18 protein-coding genes are annotated in these 20,952 nt (G+C 36.2%); 10 read left to right on the top strand and 8 right to left on the bottom strand.

Features of this window, described 5'->3' with window-relative positions; all coding sequences use genetic code 11:
* Positions 1-6: 6 nt before the first annotated feature.
* Positions 7-798 carry a diadenylate cyclase CdaA gene (gene cdaA / locus EO244_RS15195; RefSeq protein ID WP_129255544.1) on the top strand — a complete coding sequence of 264 codons (792 nt, stop codon included), beginning with the start codon at positions 7-9 and terminating at the stop codon, positions 796-798.
* A gap of 208 nt (positions 799-1,006) precedes the next feature.
* The gene (locus tag EO244_RS15190; protein ID WP_129255543.1) at positions 1,007-1,387 is read left to right on the top strand and encodes a hypothetical protein; all 381 of its coding nucleotides are present in this window, start codon (positions 1,007-1,009) and stop codon (positions 1,385-1,387) included.
* Here EO244_RS15190 and mtaB read toward each other — a convergent pair whose 3' ends face one another.
* The 4 genes from mtaB to EO244_RS15170 all read right to left on the bottom strand — a co-directional run bounded on the left by mtaB (position 1,388) and on the right by EO244_RS15170 (position 5,536).
* Positions 1,388-2,668, bottom strand: a complete 1,281-nt coding sequence (mtaB, locus tag EO244_RS15185; protein WP_129255542.1) for a tRNA (N(6)-L-threonylcarbamoyladenosine(37)-C(2))-methylthiotransferase MtaB — start codon at positions 2,666-2,668, stop codon at positions 1,388-1,390.
* A 51-nt stretch (positions 2,669-2,719) separates the two neighbouring features.
* The gene (gene miaB / locus EO244_RS15180) at positions 2,720-4,045 is read right to left on the bottom strand and encodes a tRNA (N6-isopentenyl adenosine(37)-C2)-methylthiotransferase MiaB (RefSeq protein WP_129255541.1); all 1,326 of its coding nucleotides are present in this window, start codon (positions 4,043-4,045) and stop codon (positions 2,720-2,722) included.
* 121 nt (positions 4,046-4,166) lie between these two features.
* Positions 4,167-4,811 carry a ferredoxin--NADP reductase gene (locus EO244_RS15175; RefSeq protein WP_129255540.1) on the bottom strand — a complete coding sequence of 215 codons (645 nt, stop codon included), beginning with the start codon at positions 4,809-4,811 and terminating at the stop codon, positions 4,167-4,169.
* Positions 4,812-5,014: 203 nt separating this feature from the next.
* Complete coding sequence (locus tag EO244_RS15170) at positions 5,015-5,536, bottom strand: GNAT family N-acetyltransferase (protein ID WP_129255539.1); 522 nt, start codon at positions 5,534-5,536, stop codon at positions 5,015-5,017.
* A gap of 178 nt (positions 5,537-5,714) precedes the next feature.
* Here EO244_RS15170 and EO244_RS15165 point away from each other — a divergent pair, with 178 nt between their 5' ends.
* The 4 genes from EO244_RS15165 to EO244_RS15150 all read left to right on the top strand — a co-directional run bounded on the left by EO244_RS15165 (position 5,715) and on the right by EO244_RS15150 (position 9,388).
* Positions 5,715-7,121, top strand: coding sequence for a type III PLP-dependent enzyme domain-containing protein (locus EO244_RS15165; RefSeq protein WP_129255538.1), 1,407 nt, complete (start codon positions 5,715-5,717; stop codon positions 7,119-7,121).
* A gap of 11 nt (positions 7,122-7,132) precedes the next feature.
* Entirely contained in the window at positions 7,133-7,993 is an 861-nt protein-coding gene (gene speB, locus EO244_RS15160) for an agmatinase (RefSeq protein ID WP_129255537.1), read from the top strand.
* 66 nt (positions 7,994-8,059) lie between these two features.
* Positions 8,060-9,037: a deoxyhypusine synthase family protein gene (locus EO244_RS15155; protein ID WP_129255536.1), complete on the top strand. Its 978-nt coding sequence runs from the start codon at positions 8,060-8,062 to the stop codon at positions 9,035-9,037.
* A 27-nt stretch (positions 9,038-9,064) separates the two neighbouring features.
* A complete protein-coding gene (locus EO244_RS15150; RefSeq protein WP_129255535.1) occupies positions 9,065-9,388 on the top strand; it encodes a hypothetical protein in 324 nt (107 codons plus the stop codon).
* A 157-nt stretch (positions 9,389-9,545) separates the two neighbouring features.
* On the opposite strand, the gene arfB is transcribed toward EO244_RS15150, so the two are convergent.
* From arfB to EO244_RS15135, 3 genes are all read right to left on the bottom strand, one after another.
* Positions 9,546-9,968, bottom strand: coding sequence for an alternative ribosome rescue aminoacyl-tRNA hydrolase ArfB (arfB, locus tag EO244_RS15145; RefSeq protein ID WP_129255534.1), 423 nt, complete (start codon positions 9,966-9,968; stop codon positions 9,546-9,548).
* 118 nt (positions 9,969-10,086) lie between these two features.
* The gene (locus EO244_RS15140; protein ID WP_129255533.1) at positions 10,087-10,674 is read right to left on the bottom strand and encodes a phospholipid scramblase-related protein; all 588 of its coding nucleotides are present in this window, start codon (positions 10,672-10,674) and stop codon (positions 10,087-10,089) included.
* Positions 10,675-10,769: 95 nt separating this feature from the next.
* Positions 10,770-12,581: a glycoside hydrolase family 15 protein gene (locus EO244_RS15135; protein WP_129255532.1), complete on the bottom strand. Its 1,812-nt coding sequence runs from the start codon at positions 12,579-12,581 to the stop codon at positions 10,770-10,772.
* 101 nt (positions 12,582-12,682) lie between these two features.
* On the opposite strand from EO244_RS15135, the gene EO244_RS15130 reads away from it, so the two are divergent.
* Positions 12,683-14,890: a bifunctional alpha,alpha-trehalose-phosphate synthase (UDP-forming)/trehalose-phosphatase gene (locus EO244_RS15130; RefSeq protein ID WP_129255531.1), complete on the top strand. Its 2,208-nt coding sequence runs from the start codon at positions 12,683-12,685 to the stop codon at positions 14,888-14,890.
* 93 nt (positions 14,891-14,983) lie between these two features.
* Here the strand turns inward: EO244_RS15130 and EO244_RS15125 are convergent, their stop codons facing one another.
* The gene (locus EO244_RS15125; RefSeq protein WP_129255530.1) at positions 14,984-16,597 is read right to left on the bottom strand and encodes an ABC-F family ATP-binding cassette domain-containing protein; all 1,614 of its coding nucleotides are present in this window, start codon (positions 16,595-16,597) and stop codon (positions 14,984-14,986) included.
* Between the two features lie 566 nt (positions 16,598-17,163).
* Between EO244_RS15125 and fabG the strand changes: the two genes are divergently transcribed.
* The 3 genes from fabG (at position 17,164) to EO244_RS15110 (ending at position 20,808) form a co-directional block, all read left to right on the top strand.
* On the top strand, positions 17,164-17,910 hold the full coding sequence (gene fabG, locus EO244_RS15120) for a 3-oxoacyl-[acyl-carrier-protein] reductase (RefSeq protein WP_129255529.1): 747 nt from the start codon (positions 17,164-17,166) through the stop codon (positions 17,908-17,910).
* A gap of 96 nt (positions 17,911-18,006) precedes the next feature.
* Positions 18,007-18,411, top strand: coding sequence for an acyl-CoA thioesterase (locus tag EO244_RS15115; protein ID WP_129255528.1), 405 nt, complete (start codon positions 18,007-18,009; stop codon positions 18,409-18,411).
* Between the two features lie 348 nt (positions 18,412-18,759).
* Positions 18,760-20,808: a TonB-dependent receptor plug domain-containing protein gene (locus EO244_RS15110; protein ID WP_129255527.1), complete on the top strand. Its 2,049-nt coding sequence runs from the start codon at positions 18,760-18,762 to the stop codon at positions 20,806-20,808.
* The last annotated feature ends 144 nt before the right edge of the window (positions 20,809-20,952 follow it).

The raw sequence follows: 20,952 nt of genomic DNA, 5'->3' as shown, positions 1-20,952 counted from the left end.
TTACATATGCCCCTAGCTTTTATAACGCTAAGTTTTTTCGATGTCCTGGATATTTTACTGGTGGCTTTCTTACTGTATCAGGTTTATATGCTGATTAGAGGAACGGTAGCTATCAATATTTTTGTCGGACTGTTTTTGTTTTATTTGATGTGGCTATTTGTAAAGGCCCTCAATATGGAACTGCTTGGTAGTATACTTGGCCAGTTTATAGGAGTTGGTGTTATTGCATTAATCATCGTGTTTCAGCAAGAGGTAAGAAAATTCCTGCTACATCTGGGATCTCGTTACAATTTTAGTCAGAAGTTTTCTTTTGAAAAATGGTTGGCTGTTGATGACAAGTCGATAAAAGACAATGAAATAAATGCCCTCATCGAGTCATGTGAGAATATGTCAAAGACGAAAACCGGGGCGTTGATTGTGATTACAAAACGGACTGATTTATATAGTTTTGCTGAGACCGGCCAAATAATAAAGGCTCGTATCTCGTCTAGCTTATTGGAATCGATCTTTTATAAAAATTCGCCTTTACACGACGGGGCGTTAATTTTGGATAACAATCGCATTCTTGCCGCACGTTGTATCTTGCCGGTTTCTGACAATCCTAATATTCCTGGTAGTTTGGGTTTGCGTCACAGATCGGGGATAGGTATTAGTCAAATAACTGATGCCCATGTAATTATTGTTTCAGAGGAAACGGGTAATATCTCCTATATCATGGGTGGGAAAATTAAGGTAAGAATCAGCACTTCGGAATTGCGTCGCTTTTTAAATGCAGATTATTCCAGCTTTGTTGTCTGACGAAGGATTCACTAATCTGCATCGAGCATTTTTCTCTGTGTGAGTCCCTTGTTACCATAAATTCCTTGACAAACATTTCATAATAAACGACTAATAAAATAATAATTGACAGGAATTTGTAAATCATTGATAAATATATTGTAAAACTTAGTGATAGTTATGTCAATCTTACCTATTTTTATAATACGGTTCTATTTAGTTTCTTTCTATGATTTATAAATTTCTCATAGTGCTCCATTTCTTTGGTCTTTTAGGGCTTAATTCAGCTCCTAAAGAGCATCAGATTAAGGCTTGGATTGAGATTGAAGGTGAGCTAAATGCTTTATCAGTTAAAGCTAAAATCGAAAATACAGGTAATGAGAATGTATTTTTGAATTACGAATTAGAAATTTTTAGTCGCAGTCGGATAAAAAAACAGAAGACACTCGAGAAAGGTAAATTTCTGGCACTAAAACAGTCAGTTTTTGCACTTTCTGAATCCAGAATGAATGTAAAAATAACCGAAGAACTTTGTGTTCAAATCAAAGTTCTTCAGGATAATCAGATTGTTGCTTTGGATTCAGTGGTTTTCCACGGGGCTAAAAAATAGTTAAACTAACTCACCTAATAACAGGCCATCATTTTCAGCTGCAATATCTTTTATTAAAATACTATAGAACGTATTTTTCTTTAGGTTTTCACCTTCAAACTGGACCGGAATATAATGTTCGCCATAACCTTTAGCCGTATTCCCATCTGTGCTTTCAACAAGAACTCGCTGAATTTTACCAATAAACTGGCTTCTGTAGTTCAGTTTGCTATTTTCAGCAATGCCTCTCAGAATCTCACTTCTTTCGGTTTTCGTTTTCTCCAAAACCTGATCGGTCATTCTTTCAGCTCGTGTTCCCTTACGAATAGAGTATTTAAAAGCATGCACATGACCAAATTCAAGATTCTTAATCATATCACAGCTTTCGGTGAAGTCAGCCTCGCTTTCGCCCGGAAAACCAATAATGATATCCGTTGTAAAGTTAAAATCAGGACGAATGGCTCTGACTTTTTCAACTGTGTTTCTAAAGGTCTTGACAGTATACATACGACGCATTCTCAAAAGCACTTCATCAGAACCTGACTGCAGACAAAGGTGCAGGTGAGGTGTCATTTTAGGATGAGACAACAGGCCTAAAAATTTATCACCAAAACCATCTGGCTCAAGCGAGGAAATTCTTAGACGGAAATCACCATCCAAATTCAGAATAGCTTCAATTAAATCATCAAATTTGTAAGTTTCAAATTCGTAACGACCAATATTCACGCCGGTAATCACAACCTCTTTTGCACCCTGATTAATTACAGCCTTCACGTTGTCGAGAATGGCCTGAAAAGGACGACTTTTAGCACGACCACGCACCGATGGAATGATACAGAACGTGCAGAAGTTATCACATCCATCCTGAATCTTGATCATGCTGCGGGTATGAAAGCCTTTTTCAGTAGCCCCATAAGCAAAAAGATCTTTATCAAGTTGTGACGGATGTTTTAATTCGCCTTTGAAATGTGAATCAACCAATGAAAACAGGGCCGATTTATTGTCATTTTCAAGCACATAATTGATTTCATCCCTACTTTCTAACTCTTCTTTTGCATTGTTAGCCATACAGCCTGTTACAACCAAAACAGAATCCTTATTTCGACGATTGGCCTGACTGATGAAGTTACGTGATTTGTGATCGCTCTGATGTGTAACTGTACATGAATTAATCACATAAACATCAGCTTCGCTTTCAAAATCAACCAACTTGTAGTTGTTGTTCTGAAAGGTAGACGCCAGAGCATCTGTTTCGTACTGATTCAGACGGCAACCTAAGGTTTTAAAGGCTATTGTTTTCATTTTATTCTATATTGTTTGCATTCTTTGTCAGAACGCACAGCTATTCTATTATTAATTGATAAGATCTCCCTCTACAGAAAAATCAGTTGCCGATTTGATTTTAACATCAACAATTTGTCCGATCAAATCTGTATTATCAGTCAAAAACCTAACATTGATTTTACCTTCTGTCATTCCGGCCAAATAGCCTTCGTGTTTTGCAGGTCCTTTCACCAAAACCCTGAAGATTTTGCCAATCATACTTTCATTATAATTTCTTGAAGTCAGTTTTAAATCTTCGGTTAAAACCTGATGACGCTCTTTCTTTACCTCAAGCGGTACTGAATCGAACCAACGATGGCTTAATGCTCCGGGACGCGGTGAATATTTAGCAATATAAGCCATATTGAAATTAAATTCCTTCAGTGCAGCACGAGTAGCATCAAATTGCTCATCACGTTCACCTGTAAAACCAACAATAATATCGGTAAATAACGTGGCTTCAGGAATCAAACGGCGAATGGTTGTAACGGATTGTCGGTATTTTTCGAGTCCATGTTTACGATTCATAGCAATCAACAGTTTGTCGTCACCAGATTGAAGAGGTAAATGGATTTGTTTTGCCAAACACTTGTACTGAGCAATCACTTCAATGACTTCATCGGTCATGTCACGAGGGTGAGGTGAGGTGAAGTAAACCCAAAATTCGCTTGCTAATTGATTTCCCATTTCCCCAATTTGACGAAGCAATTCGGGAAACATGATTTCCGTATCAGGCTTATCCAAACCGTATGAATTTACATTTTGTCCTAATAGTGTAATCGATTTATAACCTCTGCCAACCAAAGATCTGACTTCTGCAAGTATCTCTGATGATGGGCGTGACACTTCCCGTCCACGGGTATAAGGAACCGCACAGAATGAACAAAACTTGTCACAACCATTCTGAATGGGCACAAAAGCCTCAAAATCGGAAGCATAATCAGGTTTTACATTCCAAAACTCTGTAATGTTATCATTATGAGTATCGAAACCATTTTGGATCCCGTTGGGGGTTGTAATACCATATTGATGAATCATTTCTGGCAAGTTTGGCAAATCTTTCATCTGAAAGATAATATCGAAAAGCTTTAAAAACTTTTCATGATCAGAAGGCAGAACACAGCCAGAAACAAAGGTAATCAGGTTGGAACGATTTTTCCATCTATTCCATTTTGCTATTTTAGAATAAACTTTATCGATCGCATTTTGACGTACCGAACAGGCCAGAATTCCAATTAAATTAGCTTCAGTTTCTTCTTCAGTCCAGGTATAACCCATTTGTTCAATCACGGTTCTAACGCGCTCTCCATCAGAAGCATTCATTTGACAGCCCAGTGATATTAGATGATATTTCATTTCAATCTGATAATATGATTATTTGCAAATACGATGATTTAATAACCATCAAATTAATTTACGAATTCTTATTTTGAAATCATAAGCAAAATAGCTTTGGCTCATCTTTCTGCACCTTGTTTTAAAAATAAACTTCGGTATGTATTGGGCCCAATTTGATACCTTGTTTCTCAAGAATATCATAGGCTTCGTAAATCATGTGACAATTGCCGCAAAGATAACAGATTGTATCAGGTGATACGGGATTTTTCAGAAGATATTCGGTTACCCGACCGTTAAAATCACCTGTATTTTCTCCTGAAGTGCATAAAATGTAGCGATTGGGATCATACGACTCACTTTCATAGGCTTCCTCTTTATGACGAATACCATGCAAAAGAGTGTAATCCATCTCAGGGTGTGTATGTATAAAACTATGGATAGGAGAGATACCTGTTCCTGTACTAATAAACATGAATTTCTTAGATTTTATTTCATCGTCTTTAAGTGAAAAGTGACCAAATGCACCATCCACATCCAATTCATCACCTGGTTTGCATTTTTTCAATCTCTTTGAAAGCAACCCGTCTTCAACTTCTTTGATTAAGACCTCCAAATAATCATCTTGTTCTGCACTGTATATTGAATATTCTCTACGATCTATGCTACCACTAAAACCAAGAGTAATGTATTGTCCTGTTCTAAATGTAAAATCCTTTTTCTCCATTCGAATAACGTAAGTTGATGGAGTCAGGTTTCTGATGCTAATAACTTTATGCGAATTCATTTATTTTGTCTTGCTTTTTTTTTGAAATATAAGGCTATTAAAATCGATATCTTATTATATGGAATCGATCAAAATAAGCTTTCGCAAAATAAGATGTTTTTATCCGAAATAGCAAGTCTTAGCTGATTTTTGTGATTAGAAGAGAAAGGGTAGTTGTCGAAATTAGAAAAGAGAAGCTGATAAACAAAACAGACCCAGGATAATTATTGTATCTTCATCCTTATTTCCTTTTGAAATACGAGATTTTCATATCTATTGTCATTCATGGTAAAAAAGATTGAGGAGCTTGATTTAAAACCGAGATACTTATAAAATTCAATGGCATTTTTATTTTCAATATAACAAGACAGCCAGTATGTATACCTACCTAAAGAAGCAAGTCGCTTTTCGGCTTCAATAATGAGAGCTTTTCCGATACCCTGACCATGGAAATGTTCGGAAACATATAAAATGGTCATTTCTGCAATGTTTTGTTTGTTTTCAGGAGAAATAGCCGTAAAATCTAATTCACAATATGCAATCAGGAACCCGTTTTGTTCAGCTACCAAACAAAATTTACTTTTATCTTCAATTTTTTTCAAACAATTTTCAACTGTGAAATTTGCATCTAAATATTCTGTATATTCGTTACAAACACCTTGAGTTGCGTATGTATGTAACCAAACCTGAGTTTTTAAGTATTTAATATTAAGCGCGTCGTCAATATTAGCTTGTCTAATTTCCATTTTGATTATTGTTTTTTTATCTTTTCAATAAAAAAGATTAGGTGTAAGTTCGAAGATTAATTTTATCTTGTATCACAACAAAAATCGCTCAAAAATATTTTAGAGGGAAACAAGCGATTAAAAAAAATGATATATTCGCTCACTTTTTTATAAAACGATTTTATTTTTTATGGTGTAAATGAAGAATACATATTTTGATTTGATTGAGCAAACCTATTACTTTCCTCAGGAAGGTTTTGACTTGCGTGGAGGCTACCTGTCTTTTCATGGAGTGTCCATCAAATATTTAATTGAAAAATACGGGACACCCTTCCGATTAATATATCTGCCTCGGATTGGAGAACAAATCAAAAAAGCGCGAAATCTATTCAATCGCGCTATTAAAGCCTCACATTATAGAGGCACGTATAATTATTGTTATTGCACCAAGTGTTGCCATTTTCATCATGTTATTGGTGAGGCACTTAAGCACAATGTCAATCTGGAGACTTCGTCATCTTTCGATATCGATTTGATTTTAAAACTCCACCAGAAAGGAGAATTGAGTCTAACACATACCATCGTGCATAATGGTTACAAGACCACTGATTATTTATCTAAAATTATCAAGTTGATTGATGCGGGGTTTGAGAACTGTATCATCATTCTTGATAGCACCAGCGAAATGAGTCGTTTGCAAAAGCTTGTTGGGAAAAGAAAGATAAAGATTGGTGTTCGAATGGCAATTAATGAAGAACCTCAATCGGCTTATTATACCTCACGATTAGGTATTCGCCCTGAAGAGATGCTTGAGTTTTTTAATAAGCATATCAAAGACAATAAAAATGTGGAATTAAAAATGCTTCACTTTTTTGTTGATTCTGGAATTAAAGACAGCCTTTATTATTGGGGGGAATTTCAGAAAGCACTTAATCTTTTTGTTGCTTTAAAAAAAGAATCCCCATCGCTTGACTCTTTAAATTTGGGTGGTGGATTTCCAATTAGAAACCACTTGGGATTTGAATACGATTACGAATATATGATTCGTGAAATTGTAAATAATATTAAAGAAGCCTGCGATAACGGAGGGGTTCATGAACCTGATATTTACACCGAATTTGGAAAATATACGGTAGGTGAGAGTGGTGCTATTATTTTCGAAGTGGTTGAACAAAAACAGCAAAACGATCATGAATTGTGGTACATTATCAATAACTCATTGATGAATACGATACCGGATGCATGGTCTATCCACGAGAAATTTATTCTATTGCCTATTAATAAATGGGATAACGATTACACCAAAATTAATATAGGTGGTATTTCTTGCGATCATTCTGACTATTACAACTCAGAAGACTTTAATCAGCAAATTATGCTGCCACGTTTTTCTCCTAAGGCGAAAGAACCTCTTTATATTGGGTTTTTCCATACGGGAGCATATCAAGATTCTATTTCAGGATACGGCGGCATTAAACATTGCCTGATCCCGTCACCCAAACATGTTATTGTGGATAGAGATGAATCGGGCAACTTTATAGATTACGTTTACCGTAACGAACAAAGTGTTGATGATATGATGAATATTCTTGGTTATAACGAATAATTAAAAGTAGCATGAATAATTTTGCTGGAATAGAAGACGAGTTTGCAGCTTTTGGATCTGCTTCTGTCTTATTGCAATCTATACCATATGATGGAACAAGTACCTGGGGAAAAGGTGCTGATAATGGTTTTGAAGCCTTTTTAGACGCTGCCGAAAATATGGAGCTCTACGATATAGAAACGAATTCAGAAGTTTATACAAAAGGTATACATATTCTTCCAGAATTGACGGTAAATCACAGTCCTGAAGCAGTTGTTGAAGAATCTTACCGCGTAGCTAAGAAAATGATTGAATCAGGAAAATTCCCCACATTTTTTGGAGGGGAACATTCCATTAGCATAGGGGTGATTAAAGCCTTCTATGAACAGTATCCTGATATCACGGTCTTGCAATTGGATGCTCATGCTGATCTTCGTTCAGATTATTTGGGAACTCCTTATAATCATGCTTGTGCCTTGCACGATGCTTCAAAAAACACCAATTTAATTCAGGTTGGTATTCGAAGTATGGATACAAGCGAGTTGGCTTATTTAAACAGAGAAAAATGCTTTCTCGCTGAAGATATTTACGGAACTGATGAGTGGATGCAAAAATCCATTGATATGATGGGAGAGAAGGTTTACATTACTTTTGATCTGGATGCATTTGATCCTTCTATCATGCCGGCAACAGGAACACCTGAACCCGGAGGATTGGATTGGAATACCACTATTCGTTACTTGAGAAAGGTATTTGAACAAAAAACGGTATTGGGTTTTGATTTGGTTGAATTAGCCCCTGTTAAAGGCAATAAAGCCCCTGAATTTTTAGTAGCTAAGTTGTATTATAAAATGCTATCCTATAAATTCATGCTGGCAAACCAAACGCGATAAAGCAAATACCAGGTAAAAAAACAATTTAAATCTTTTGAAGATTACAATTAGATAATAACGCATAAAATGACAACAAAAGGACCCATATCACAATTTGTAACTGAGCATTACAAACATTTTAATGCAGCAACTTTGGTTGATGCAGCTAAAGCTTACGAACAACAGCTTGAGCAGGGCAATAAAATGATGATTACCCTGGCAGGTGCCATGAGTACGGCAGAGTTGGGCAAATCATTGGCTGAAATGATTCGTCAGGATAAGGTACAGATTATTACTTGTACAGGTGCCAATCTTGAGGAAGATATTATGAATTTGGTTGCACACTCACACTATCGTCGTGTGCCGGATTATCGTGATTTTACACCGCAGCAGGAGTGGGATTTGTTGGAGCAAGGATTAAATCGTGTAACTGACACTTGTATTCCTGAAGAAGAAGCTTTCCGTCGTTTGCAGAAGCATATTTTCGAAATTTGGAAAGCAGCAGAGGAGGCTGGTGAACGCTATTTACCTCACGAGTATATGTATAAGATGTTACTTTCTGGTGTACTGGAGCAATATTACGAGATCGATCCTAAGAATTCCTGGATGCTTGCCGCAGCTGAAAAGAACTTACCTATCGTAGTTCCAGGCTGGGAAGATTCAACCATGGGTAATATCTTCGCTTCATATTGTCTGAAAGGCGAATTGAAGCCGTCTACTATGAAATCAGGTATTGAATACATGACTTGGTTGGCTGATTGGTACACTGAAAACACACAAGACAATGGCATCGGCTTTTTCCAAATTGGTGGTGGTATTGCAGGTGATTTCCCAATTTGCGTAGTGCCAATGCTTTATCAGGATATGGAAAGAACCGAAACACCTTTCTGGAGCTATTTTTGTCAGATTTCTGACTCAACAACCAGTTATGGATCCTATTCAGGAGCCGTTCCAAATGAAAAAATCACTTGGGGTAAACTGGATATCAAAACCCCAAAGTTTATTGTAGAATCTGATGCAACTATTGTTGCTCCTTTGATTTTTGCTTACCTTTTGGGCTGGTAATTCACACTTAATTATTTTATTCTAGTCATGGAAACGAACAAACCAAAAGTCATTCAAAATTATGAGAAGCTCTCAAAAGAAATACAAGAGCAGATCAAACTATTTTATTTAGAAGGCTTTAGTGAACACCTTATTGAATTTACAAACCATAAAGGTGAGTTAGTATCAGCTTTACCATTCGAAACCGATGAAAAAATCTATATGGTTCGAATGTCAGTGCGTAAAGCAATCGAATTGGTGGATCAGGATTCTGATTATGATGATGATGGTATACTCTTAAGCAGTAGAAGAGAACAATACGAAGAGAAGTATGCCAGTGATGACGATGATTTCGAAGAAGACGAAGATTAAAACACTTCGTAGAATGTATAAAGGCTGCCTAAGTAATTGGGCAGCCTATTTTATTTCAGAAGTAATAAACGATTTTAATAGACTCGTATCGATAAATTTTTCTTAATTAAAATAAGAGTGTTTTCACAAAATTGCATTGTCTTCGTGAAATCCCCGGTTAGTCTTTCCAATCTGAAGCACGCCTACGGGCTTTTTTTTCGGCTCCCAAGCGTTTGGCTTGCAAACGTCTTTCGCGAGCTGCACGACTCGGTTTTGTCGCTCTACGTTGCTTTTCCGGTTTGAGAGCATAAGCAACCAGTTTGAAAAATCGCTCAATAGCCAACTGTTTATTTCGTAATTGAGAGCGATCTATCTGAACGACAACAATTAAGATCCCTTCCTGACTAATACGTGAAGCCAGTTTCTTATAAAGGATATCCTTCTCATCTTCGCTAAGTAATTGCGTTTCTTTCAGATTAAAACGCAATTCAACCCGGGAACTCACCTTATTTACATTTTGTCCACCGGGACCACTACTTCGAGAGGTTTGGAATTTGAATTCCCGAATAAAAGCATCCTGATCTGATATACCACGTCCCATTTGTGCAAGATTAAGGAAAATTTAAAGTTTTAGTCAATTTTATAGAGTAATCAAATGCCAATATCCAATAGAAACCCCATTTTCAAAGATAGCCTATTGGAACGAATCATTTGATATCTTATTCTTTCAGAACCATATCGATACACATAACTGCTGCCAGTATCATAACGCGTATAGGCTGATCAGTTGGTACATTATCTTTAATTTCCAGTATGTAGTTATCTGCAGTTGTAAATAATTCTTTTCCTATACCTGCCCATTTTTTGCTCACATGAGCCAATTCGACATTGTCTTTCATGAATTTAAAATCCCAGCTGGTCCATTTACCCTTTAGAGTACAAAGTTGTTTGTCGTTTACATCAAAAACACTAAACTTGCCTCCAATAGAGAAGAATTTTTGTTTAAATCGTCCGACTAATTGCTCGTTTTCATCGAACACTTCTACCTTAGATAAAAAAAGTGAAACCCCTCGTTTCACACGAAGAACTTTAGCTCCGGGAATAGTCTTTATTTCTACATCGAAAGGTGTCATTCTTTTATAACCCGTGAATCGAAATAGTTTGGTGAAAAAACCAAGGTTTTCTTCACGGCAATTCATAATCATTTCCTGATTTTCAGGATCTAAAATATCAAAGTTGTTGGCCGCCTTAAACATTCCAACATGCTCCTTAACGAAATAGAGGTTTCGGTTGAGTATAGGATTCATAATATAATTTGTATTAATTTTAAATAAGGCGCAAAAATAATTATATTATGATAGGATTAAAATGTTTTTCCCAATAGTTTTCTATTAAAATTATTTTAACAATTTAACTGTTCCAATAGTCCTTCTGTTTCAGATGATTGATCCTCTGATAAATTTAATGCTGTTTCGATTACTGCCAGGTGAGAATAGGCCTGAGGAAAATTACCCAGCAAACGTTTCGATACAAAATCGATATCCTCCGAAAATAGGCCTAAATGGTTGGAATAGCTCATTAGAATATCAAATTTTTCTTTGGCTTCCTGCTTTCTGCCAATCTTGAAAAGGCTGTTAATAAGCCAAAACGAACAAATCGTAAAAGCAGATTTTGGAGTTCCAAAATCATCATGATTTTTGTAGCGAAACATCAGTCCATCATGTTCCAATTCTTTTTGAATAGTGAGAACCGTAGAAACGTATTTTTCATCCGAAGCATCAATAAAACCATAACTTTCCATTAACAAAACTGATGCATCTAAGTCATCTGAGCCATAATATTGAGTAAAAGCCTGTACTTTTTCATTCCAGGCATTTTTCATGATGTCTTTTTTTACAGCTTCGCGATAAGGAATCCATTTGTTCACATAGTAGTCAGCTTTGAGGAGTTTAGCGATTTTTACAGCCCGATCGAAAGCCACCCAACACATTACCTTACTAAAGGTAAAATGAAGGCTCTTGCCGCGAATTTCCCAGATTCCCTTGTCAGGTTTTTGCCAATTTTCGTCCACAACATTCACAATGCTTCGCACAATTGTACAGAGCTCTTCGGTATGTTCCAACGAATTTTCAAATAATTCGAATTGTTGATGAATCAAATCCAACAGAATACCATATATGTCATTTTGTTTTTGTTTGTAAGCGGCGTTTCCTACGCGTACCGGTTTTGATCCTTCATAACCGGCCAAATGGCTTAATTCGTATTCCTGGAGATTTTTTTCACCATTAATACCATACATAATTTGAACTTTTTCTTTTTTCTCAGGAATAATATCCATAATAAAATCCAAGTAGCGTTTGGCGACATTATAATGTCCTAATTGGGTGAGAATTTTAACAACCATAGAGCCATCACGAATCCAGCAAAAACGATAATCCCAATTACGAACCTCACCGATAGTTTCAGGTAAAGACGTGGTTATTGCAGCCAATACGGCGCCCGACTTTTGATAGTTAAGTAATTTTAAAACCAGGGCAGATCGATTGATCTCATCTTTATATTTGGGGTGAGTTTTTGTTTTTTCTGACCAATTCAACCAATAGGTTTTGGTTCTTTGCATAATCAGATAAATTCTTTCATCTGTTTGTTTTAAGAGTTTCTGATTATAGGTAACCAAACAAAATTCGTGTTTTTCCAGTCGAATAATGTCACTATTTAAAACTGACTCACAGCCAAAACTTGTATACAGATAAAGAGAATCGTAAGTTCCTGTTGTCGTAAATGATTTAATGAAATCGAACTCACCATATTTATTTTCAGTATGATTACGGGCATAATCCAACTTGGGATTGTAAAAAATACGAAAGCTTGGTTTCCCTTTTATGTGTTTAAAATACCGAACAAGGTCAGGTGGTGAATAATAATCATTATTCTCTGTAATATATCGAGGCATGAAATCCACTAGCTCAAAGATTCCATCTTCACAAATGAAACGTGTACAGAGAATGTTGGTGTTTTTTTTATAGTATTGAACACTGCGAATTAATTTTTCTGGGATGACTTCAAAACTACCCCCTTTTTCTTTGTCAATAATTTTAGCAAAAGCTGATGAAGAGTCAAACTGAGGCAAGCATAACCAATCCAAAGATCCTGTTTCAGAAATTAATGCTGCAGACCGACAATTTCCAACGACGCCATAATTTAAATTTTTCATAAAAAAAGATTACTTTAGTATGTGTTCACGAAACAAATCTTAAAGTAGCTAATTTTCATGATATTCAATTAATTATTCAGTAAAATAAAACTTCTGATTTTATGAATAGAATACACATTGTTTCCAATAGACTACCATTTAGTATAAACCTAAAAGATGACCAAATAGACCTGATTCCAAGCGTTGGAGGCTTGGCTACAGGTATGCGATCGGTTTATAAAGAATATAATGGAAAGTGGATTGGATGGCCGGGTTTACCTAGTGATGACATTGATGATGGGCTGGCTGACAGAATTGAAAAAAAATTATTTGAAGAAGATTGTATTTCCGTTCATCTCTCTAAAAGAGAAATTGAGTTGTATTACGATGGCTTTAGTAATCGAACAATCTGGCCCTTATTTCACTATTTTGCCCAGTATATCGATTACGATCCGGAACTTTGGGAGGCATTTGTAAATGTGAATAAGAAATTTGCTGATAAAGCTCTTGAAACATTAGAAGAAGGAGATACTATTTGGATTCATGATTACCAGTTGTTATTAGTTCCCGAAATGATTAAATCAAAGAAGCCTGGTGTTACAATTGGTTTTTTTCTTCATATACCTTTCCCGTCTTTCGAAGTCTTACGTATATTGCCTTGGCGAAAAGAATTAATTCAAGGTATGCTGGGAGCTGATTTAATCGGTTTTCACACCTATGACTATCAACGTCATTTTTTCAGTTCGGTTCGTCGTTTAATGGGCTATGAAATTTCTTTTAATCAGATCCAAATAGAGGATCGGATTATTATTGTTGATGCTTTCCCCATGGGGATTGATTATGACAAATTTAAAAAGGCAGCATCCGATATTTTTCAGAAACCACTTCAGGAAAAATCAAAATTGCACCGTGAACTTGAAAAATACTTTCTCCTGTCACCAGATCGCAAATTAATTCTATCCATTGACAGATTAGATTATTCGAAAGGAATACCGAATCGCTTAAAAGCTTTTGCAAAGTTTTTAAAGGACTATCCTGAGTTTGTTGGAAAAGTAACCCTTATAATGCTGGCAGTGCCTTCACGTGGGACAGTTGAACACTATATCAATCTCAAGAAAGAAGTTGAAGAGTTGGTTGGAAATGTGAATGGGCAATTCGGTAATATTAACTACACACCGGTTTGGTACTTTTACCGGTCGATGCCTTTTGAGAGTCTCATCGAATTATACAGCTCTTGCGATGTAGCGCTGGTTACACCTGTGCGCGATGGAATGAACTTGGTTGCAAAGGAATATGTTGCATCCAGAACCAACCGAACCGGAGTAATCATTCTTAGCGAAATGGCCGGTGTGGCAAAAGAAATGGGAGAGGCGCTTATCATTAATCCCAATAATATTAATGAGATAGCTGACAGCATCAAACAAGCCCTGACAATGCCTCTTGATGAACAACGCGAACGCATGATATTCCTACAAGACAGAATCAAACGTTACGACGTGTTTAAATGGTCAAGTGAGTTTGTTAAATCTCTTTCGAGGATGGAGAATATTCAAAATTCATTGCATGCCAAACGCATTAACAATACGATAATGGATAAAATACAATCTGATTATCAGAATGCTAAGATGCGTGCCCTGTTTTTGGATTATGATGGGACGCTGACCGGTTTCAAGAAAAATCCCAGTGATGCTAAACCCGATGAAGAATTGCACCAATTATTATATAAGTTGGAAGAAGATCCCCTTAATGTTATTACCATTATTAGTGGACGTGATAGAGCAAGTCTTGAAACTTGGTTTAAAGGACATAAAATCAACTTAATTGTTGAGCACGGGGTTTGGAGTAAAAAATTAAATCGAGAATGGAAAATGCTTTCAAATGTTACAGATGCTTGGAAGTCAAGCATTAAACCAATACTCGAAACTTTTGTTGACCGAACGCCTGGCACTTTTATTGAAGAAAAGAATTACTCTTTAGTTTGGCATTTTAGAAAAGCCGAACCAGAACAAGCTGATTTGAGAGCCAATGAATTGAAAGATGAATTAACAACCATGATTGCCAATCATAATCTCGAGATATTAGAAGGAAACAAAGTGATTGAGGTAAAAACCGGGGGGATTAATAAGGGAATAGCAGCTTTGCAATTCATTAAAAATAAGGATTTTGATTTTATTTTAGCGGTGGGTGATGACTGGACAGATGAATATATGTTTAGGGAACTCCCTGATACAGCACATACCATCAAAGTGGGGTTAAAACACACAGCTGCCAAATATAAGGTTGAATCTGTATCTATTGTTCGAAATATATTGGCTGAGTTGACCCAATAGATATTTTTTTAATGATCTTGACAAATTCTTTATATATAAAAATCCCTCTAAAACTAAGGTCTTAGAGGGATTTTAAATATCTGTATGTTCAGACTACTGGTACATTTCCTCGCGAAGAGCTTTAATCTTATCGCTGGATATATATTCGTCGTAATCCATCAATTTATCAATGGTTCCATTGGGTGTTAATTCGATGACACGAGTACTAATCGTTTGGATAAATTCGTGGTCATGAGATGACATTAAAATTGTACCACCAAAGTTGATCAGGGCATTATTAAATGATTGAATAGACTCCAGATCCAAGTGGTTGGTTGGTGTATCCAAAACCAATAGATTGGCATTATTCAGCATCATTTTTGATATCATACAACGAACTTTTTCACCTCCGGAAAGTACATTGGCTTTTTTAAAGATATCCTCTCCTGAGAATAACATTTTGCCCAGATAACCTCTCAGAAAGATTTCTGAGGTATCAGGAGAATATTGAGCTAACCAGTCTTTTAGCGTAATATCTTCCTGGAAGAATGAATTGTGATCAACTGGCAAGTAAGCAGGTGTAATAGTTACGCCCCATTCGAACGATCCCGAATCTGCTTTTTCTTGATTATTGATAATATTAAATAATGAAGTCATAGCACGTGGATCTCGTGACAAGAAGATTACTTTTTCTCCTTTTTCAATTGTGAATTCCACATTCTTAAATAAAACATCACCATCAATTTGCTTACTTAAGCCTGTGCAAGAGAAAATCTTATCACCTGCTTCACGCTCTTGTTGGAAAATAATACCTGGGTAACGACGGGTTGAAGGCTGGATATCTTCAATATTCAATTTCTCAAGCATTTTTTTACGGGAAGTTGTTTGCTTGGATTTTGCCACATTGGCAGAAAATCGAGAAATAAACTCCTGAAGTTCCTTTTTCTTTTCCTCAGCTTTCTTATTTTGATTGGCTTGCTGACGTGCAGCTAACTGTGAAGACTCATACCAGAACGTATAGTTACCAGAGAACATTTTCACTTTACCAAAATCGATATCAACAATATCAGTACAAACAGAATCAAGAAAGTGACGGTCGTGAGAAACCACAATTACAGTATTGTTGAAATTTGCCAAGTAGTTTTCTAACCACATCACTGTTTCAAGGTCAAGATCATTGGTGGGCTCATCCAGAAGAAGGTTATCAGGATTACCAAAAAGAGCTTGTGCCAAAAGAACACGTACTTTTTCCTTACCACTCAATTCAGACATCATTTTGTAATGAAGGGCTTCTTTAATCCCCAAACCACTCAAAAGTTCTGCTGCATCACTCTCGGCATTCCAGCCACCCATTTCGGCAAATTCTTCTTCAAGCTCAGAAGCTTTAATCCCATCTGCTTCAGAAAAGTCAGGCTTAGCATATAAGTCATTTTTTTCCTGCATGATTGACCAAAGCTCAGAATGACCAGCCACAACTGAATCAAGAACGGTGAAGTCATCGAATTCATAGTGATCCTGCTTTAGTACAGCCAGACGCTCGCCTGGTTCCATTGCAACCCGACCCGATGTTGAATCTAAGTCACCTGAAAGTAGTTTTAAGAAAGTTGATTTACCGGCACCATTGGCACCTATGATACCGTAACAATTCCCGGGTGTAAACTTTAAGTTAACATCCTGAAACAGTGTACGCTTACCAAACTGAATAGATAGATTTGAAACTGAAATCATTTAAACGCGAATCTTTTAATTTATGCCTCTGCTTTATCTTTGGGAAAAGATGAGAAGCAATTAAAAATAAATATATCAATACATAAAATACAATGTATTGTTTGTGAGAAAATTTGCCTTTTACCTTTTAAATCATCTCTTTACAGAAATGTTGGAAAGCTTGAAATTAGGACCATTTTCGGTTTGCGAAATTAATAATAATAGATTAGAATACAGCACATATGGAAAAGAAATTTGAAACCAGAATTAGAGATAAAATTAGGTATTTCAATATTGGCCGAAAGCAGCTTGTTTCTAATGCCGTAGAGAGTTTAATGACATATGTTCAAAGAGAAAAAACATTATTTTATTTAAAATATCCTATATTTGTTGGTCAATTTTTGAGAAATCAAAAGACTTGACCGATGACATATGTTTTGAATATAGCAAAGCATATCAACGAGTTAAATTGAATTATTTTTACTTGTTAAGATGCAATTCATCATGAATTTTGATGATATTTATTGTTTGAGTATTTCTAACTTAGACAGATAAAATAAGTCGTCTTATATCTAAAATATTGAAAAATGAAGTTATTAGAAGGAAAAACAGCGATTATTACCGGAGCGTCTCGCGGTATTGGTAAAGCAGTAGCAATTGAATTTGCAAAGCAGGGTGCAAATGTAGCATTCACCGACTTATTTTATAATGAAGCAGCTCAGGAAACTGAAAAAGAAATCGCTTCATATGGTGTTAAAGCTAAAGGCTATGCTTCAGATGCAAGTAATTTTGCTGATACAGACAAAGTTGTGGCAGAGATTGTAAAAGAATTTGGTGCTGTAGATATTTTGGTTAACAATGCAGGTATCACTAAGGATACATTGTTGATGAGAATGACTGAGGAGCAGTGGGATATGGTTATTAATGTAAACCTTAAGTCTGTATTCAACTTTACAAAAGCTGTTCAGCGTACCATGTTGAAACAACGTAGCGGATCTATTATCAACATGAGTTCTGTAGTAGGTGTGAGCGGGAATGCTGGTCAGGCTAACTATTCAGCTTCAAAGGCTGGTATCATTGGTTTTACAAAATCTGTAGCTAAAGAGCTGGGTTCTCGTGGAATCCGTTCCAATGCAATTGCACCAGGCTTTATCATCACTGAGATGACAGGACAACTTCCTGAAGATGTAGTAAAAGATTGGGCAGCTAAAATTCCTTTGAAAAGAGGTGGTACACCAGAAGAAATTGCAAAAACTTGTGTTTACTTAGGATCAGATCTTTCTGCTTACGTTACAGGTCAAACTATCCACGTTTGTGGTGGTATGAACATGTAAATCTTAGGATAGACAAAAAATATTGGAGAGGATTGTCGTTTGGCAATCCTTTTTTTATGAACTTGCATTTCTTATTCAAAGGAAAAATTATATATAATGAAAAACTATATCTACGAATTAAAATTAAAGGTTCGCGATTACGAATGTGATTTACAGGGTGTTGTGAATAATTCAGTTTATCAAAACTATCTTGAACATGCCCGTCATGAATTTCTTGAATCGGTTGGTAATAATTTTAAAGCTTTACATGAACAGGGCTTAGATGCCATGGTAGCTCGGGTTGAGATCGACTTTAAAACGTCATTGAGCTCCGGGGATGAATTTAGTGTAAAATTGAATATCGATAGGGATGGTCCTAAGTTAATCTTTCACGAAGACATCTATCGTTTATCTGATAATAAGCTTTGTGCCAAAGGGAAGGTTTTTACAATTTGCTTAAAGAATGGCAGACTAACCAAGGGGGAGATCTTCGATGAACTTTTTGCTGAACACCTAAACTAAAGGGCCTATTCCTGTCTTTGTTTAAGCCTAACGAACTCTTTCATTACCATTCTTCCCTGGGATGGTAATATTTTATATGTCACATGGGGACAAAGTCCAAATAAATACTAAAAACACCGGCTTGTATTTGCAATTATTCAAATGCAATTGAAAACCCCAACAAAAGCACATTCCCTTATTCAATGATTATCAGCAGCCTTCTTTTGGATTGAACTGATGCTTTAAAAATACGAATTAAGATCGCGCTTATCTTCTGATTAAATATCTATATTTGTTCAAATTGCCGACTCTTATTAAGACTCGATAAAAATAAATTTATTAAACCATACAAATCAGATTAAATTTTAGATGAAGAAATTAAAAGTAAATTCAGATATATCCTATTTTAGGAAATGGACACGTAAATCGTATTCAGTCTTCAAGAGTCTTAATAAGCAATGTGCAATATCATCACTACTGGTTGCTTACAGCCTTGTTGCTGTTCCTTACGAAAGTTTTGCTCAGGCAGATACTATTCTTGTAAATAACAATAAAGAGCTCGATGAAGTTGTCGTCAGCGCCCAAAGGGCAAGTGTGACCTATTCGCAAATGGCTCGGGTTGTCACCATCATGGATAAAAAGGCAATTGAGGCCGCTCCGGTTCAAAGTTTGCAAGATTTACTGGAGTATGTTTTAAATGTGGATGTGCGCCAAAGGGGAAATCACGGGGTGCAGGCCGATGTCAGCATTCGGGGAGGCAATTTCGATCAGACCATGATTTTACTCAATGGGGTAAATATTACCGATCCACAGACAGGCCATCTGAGTTTGAATCTTCCCGTTGATATTGAAAGTATTGAAAGGGTAGAAGTGCTACAAGGGCCGGGAGCCCGGGTTTATGGACCTAATGCTTTTAGTGGAGCCATCAATTTTATTACAGGAACGGAAAATAAAAATAAGCTAAAAGTAAATATCTCAGCTGGTGAAAATGGTTTTTATTCCGGATCGGCCAATACGACTATCATTAGCGGGAAATTAAAGTCATACATTGCTTTAGCTCATAAATCAAGCGATGGTTATATTGAGAATACTGACTTTAAAAATTCAAATGCTTTTTATCAGGGAAAGCTTTCAACTGAGGTCGGACTCGTAGATCTTCAACTGGGATATAATGAAAAGGCCTATGGTGCCAATTCATTCTACACGCCCAAATTTCCAAATCAATTTGAAGAAAATAAAACCTCTTTTGCCAGCCTGCGTTTAACAACCCATGGGAAAGTAAAAATGACTCCCAATATTTATTGGAGACGCAGTCAGGACAGATTTGAGTTGTTTCGAAACAACCCGGCATCCTGGTACACAAATCACAACTATCACTTGACCGATGTTTATGGATCGAGCATAAATTTCGCATTCTCATCGAGTTTAGGAAAAACAGCTGCAGGTGTGGAATTCAGATCAGAAAATGTATGGAGTAATGTCCTGGGAGAACTAATGGATGAACCCATGAAAGTTCCTGGTGAATCTGGTGCATTTTTCACTAAAAATCACACGAGAACAAACTTGAGTTATTTTTTAGAACACAATGTTTTTCTTGACCGATTTACTTTTACCGCAGGTGTACTGGCCAACTGGAATTCAGATTTAGATAGAAGTTTCAGCTTCTATCCGGGTTTGGATATGAGTTACCAAATTACAGAAGACACTAAATTGTATGCATCTGTAAATAAATCATTGCGCATGCCAACTTTTACCGATTTGTATTATGTAGGACCAAGCAATATCGGAAATAGCAATTTAGAACCTGAAGAAGCAACCACTTATGAAACGGGATTGAAATATCAAAAGGGCTGGCTTAAAGCTCATGCTGGTATCTTCAAAAGAAAAGGGAAAAACATGATTGATTGGGTAAAAGCCAATTCCGAAGATAAATGGCAAGCTCAAAATATTACCAAATTAGATACTTGGGGAATTGAATTTTCTTCACATATCGATATGAGGAATCTGATTGATGAAAATTTCTTTGTGAAGCATATTGCTATCACATATGCGTACCTCGAAATGGATAAATCGAGTGACGAATTTATTTCGAACTATGTATTAGATCAACTAAAGCACAAGTTGAATATATCGATGAATCACAAGATTTATAAATCTCTGGGGGCTTCCTGGCAATTTGCCTGGCAGGACAGAAATGGATCATATACCTGGTATAATAAAAACGATTTAAGTCAATCCGAAGAAAGATCGTACCGTCCATTCTGGTTGGTTGACACAAAACTATACTGGCAAAAACCATCCTATACAATCTATCTTGAGGCCAGCAATTTATTGAATCACGATTATTACGACATGGGCAATATTACTCAACCCGGACGTTGGATTCGTGCAGGAGTAAAATTAAATCTTGCGTTATAAGCATCAAATTTTAATATCAGTTCAAAAATTTTCAGAAAAGGCCACCTTGTGTGGTCTTTTTTATTTTGCTCATTTCCAAATCTTTGATTATATTGAAGTCAGAAAACCACCGTATTGTCTGTTAAAACCACCATTTGGGCACTA

Origin of the sequence: Ancylomarina salipaludis, assembly GCF_004122035.1 — a bacterium.
GTDB lineage: Bacteria > Bacteroidota > Bacteroidia > Bacteroidales > Marinifilaceae > Ancylomarina > Ancylomarina salipaludis.
This window is presented reverse-complemented; position numbering and strand designations above follow the sequence as displayed.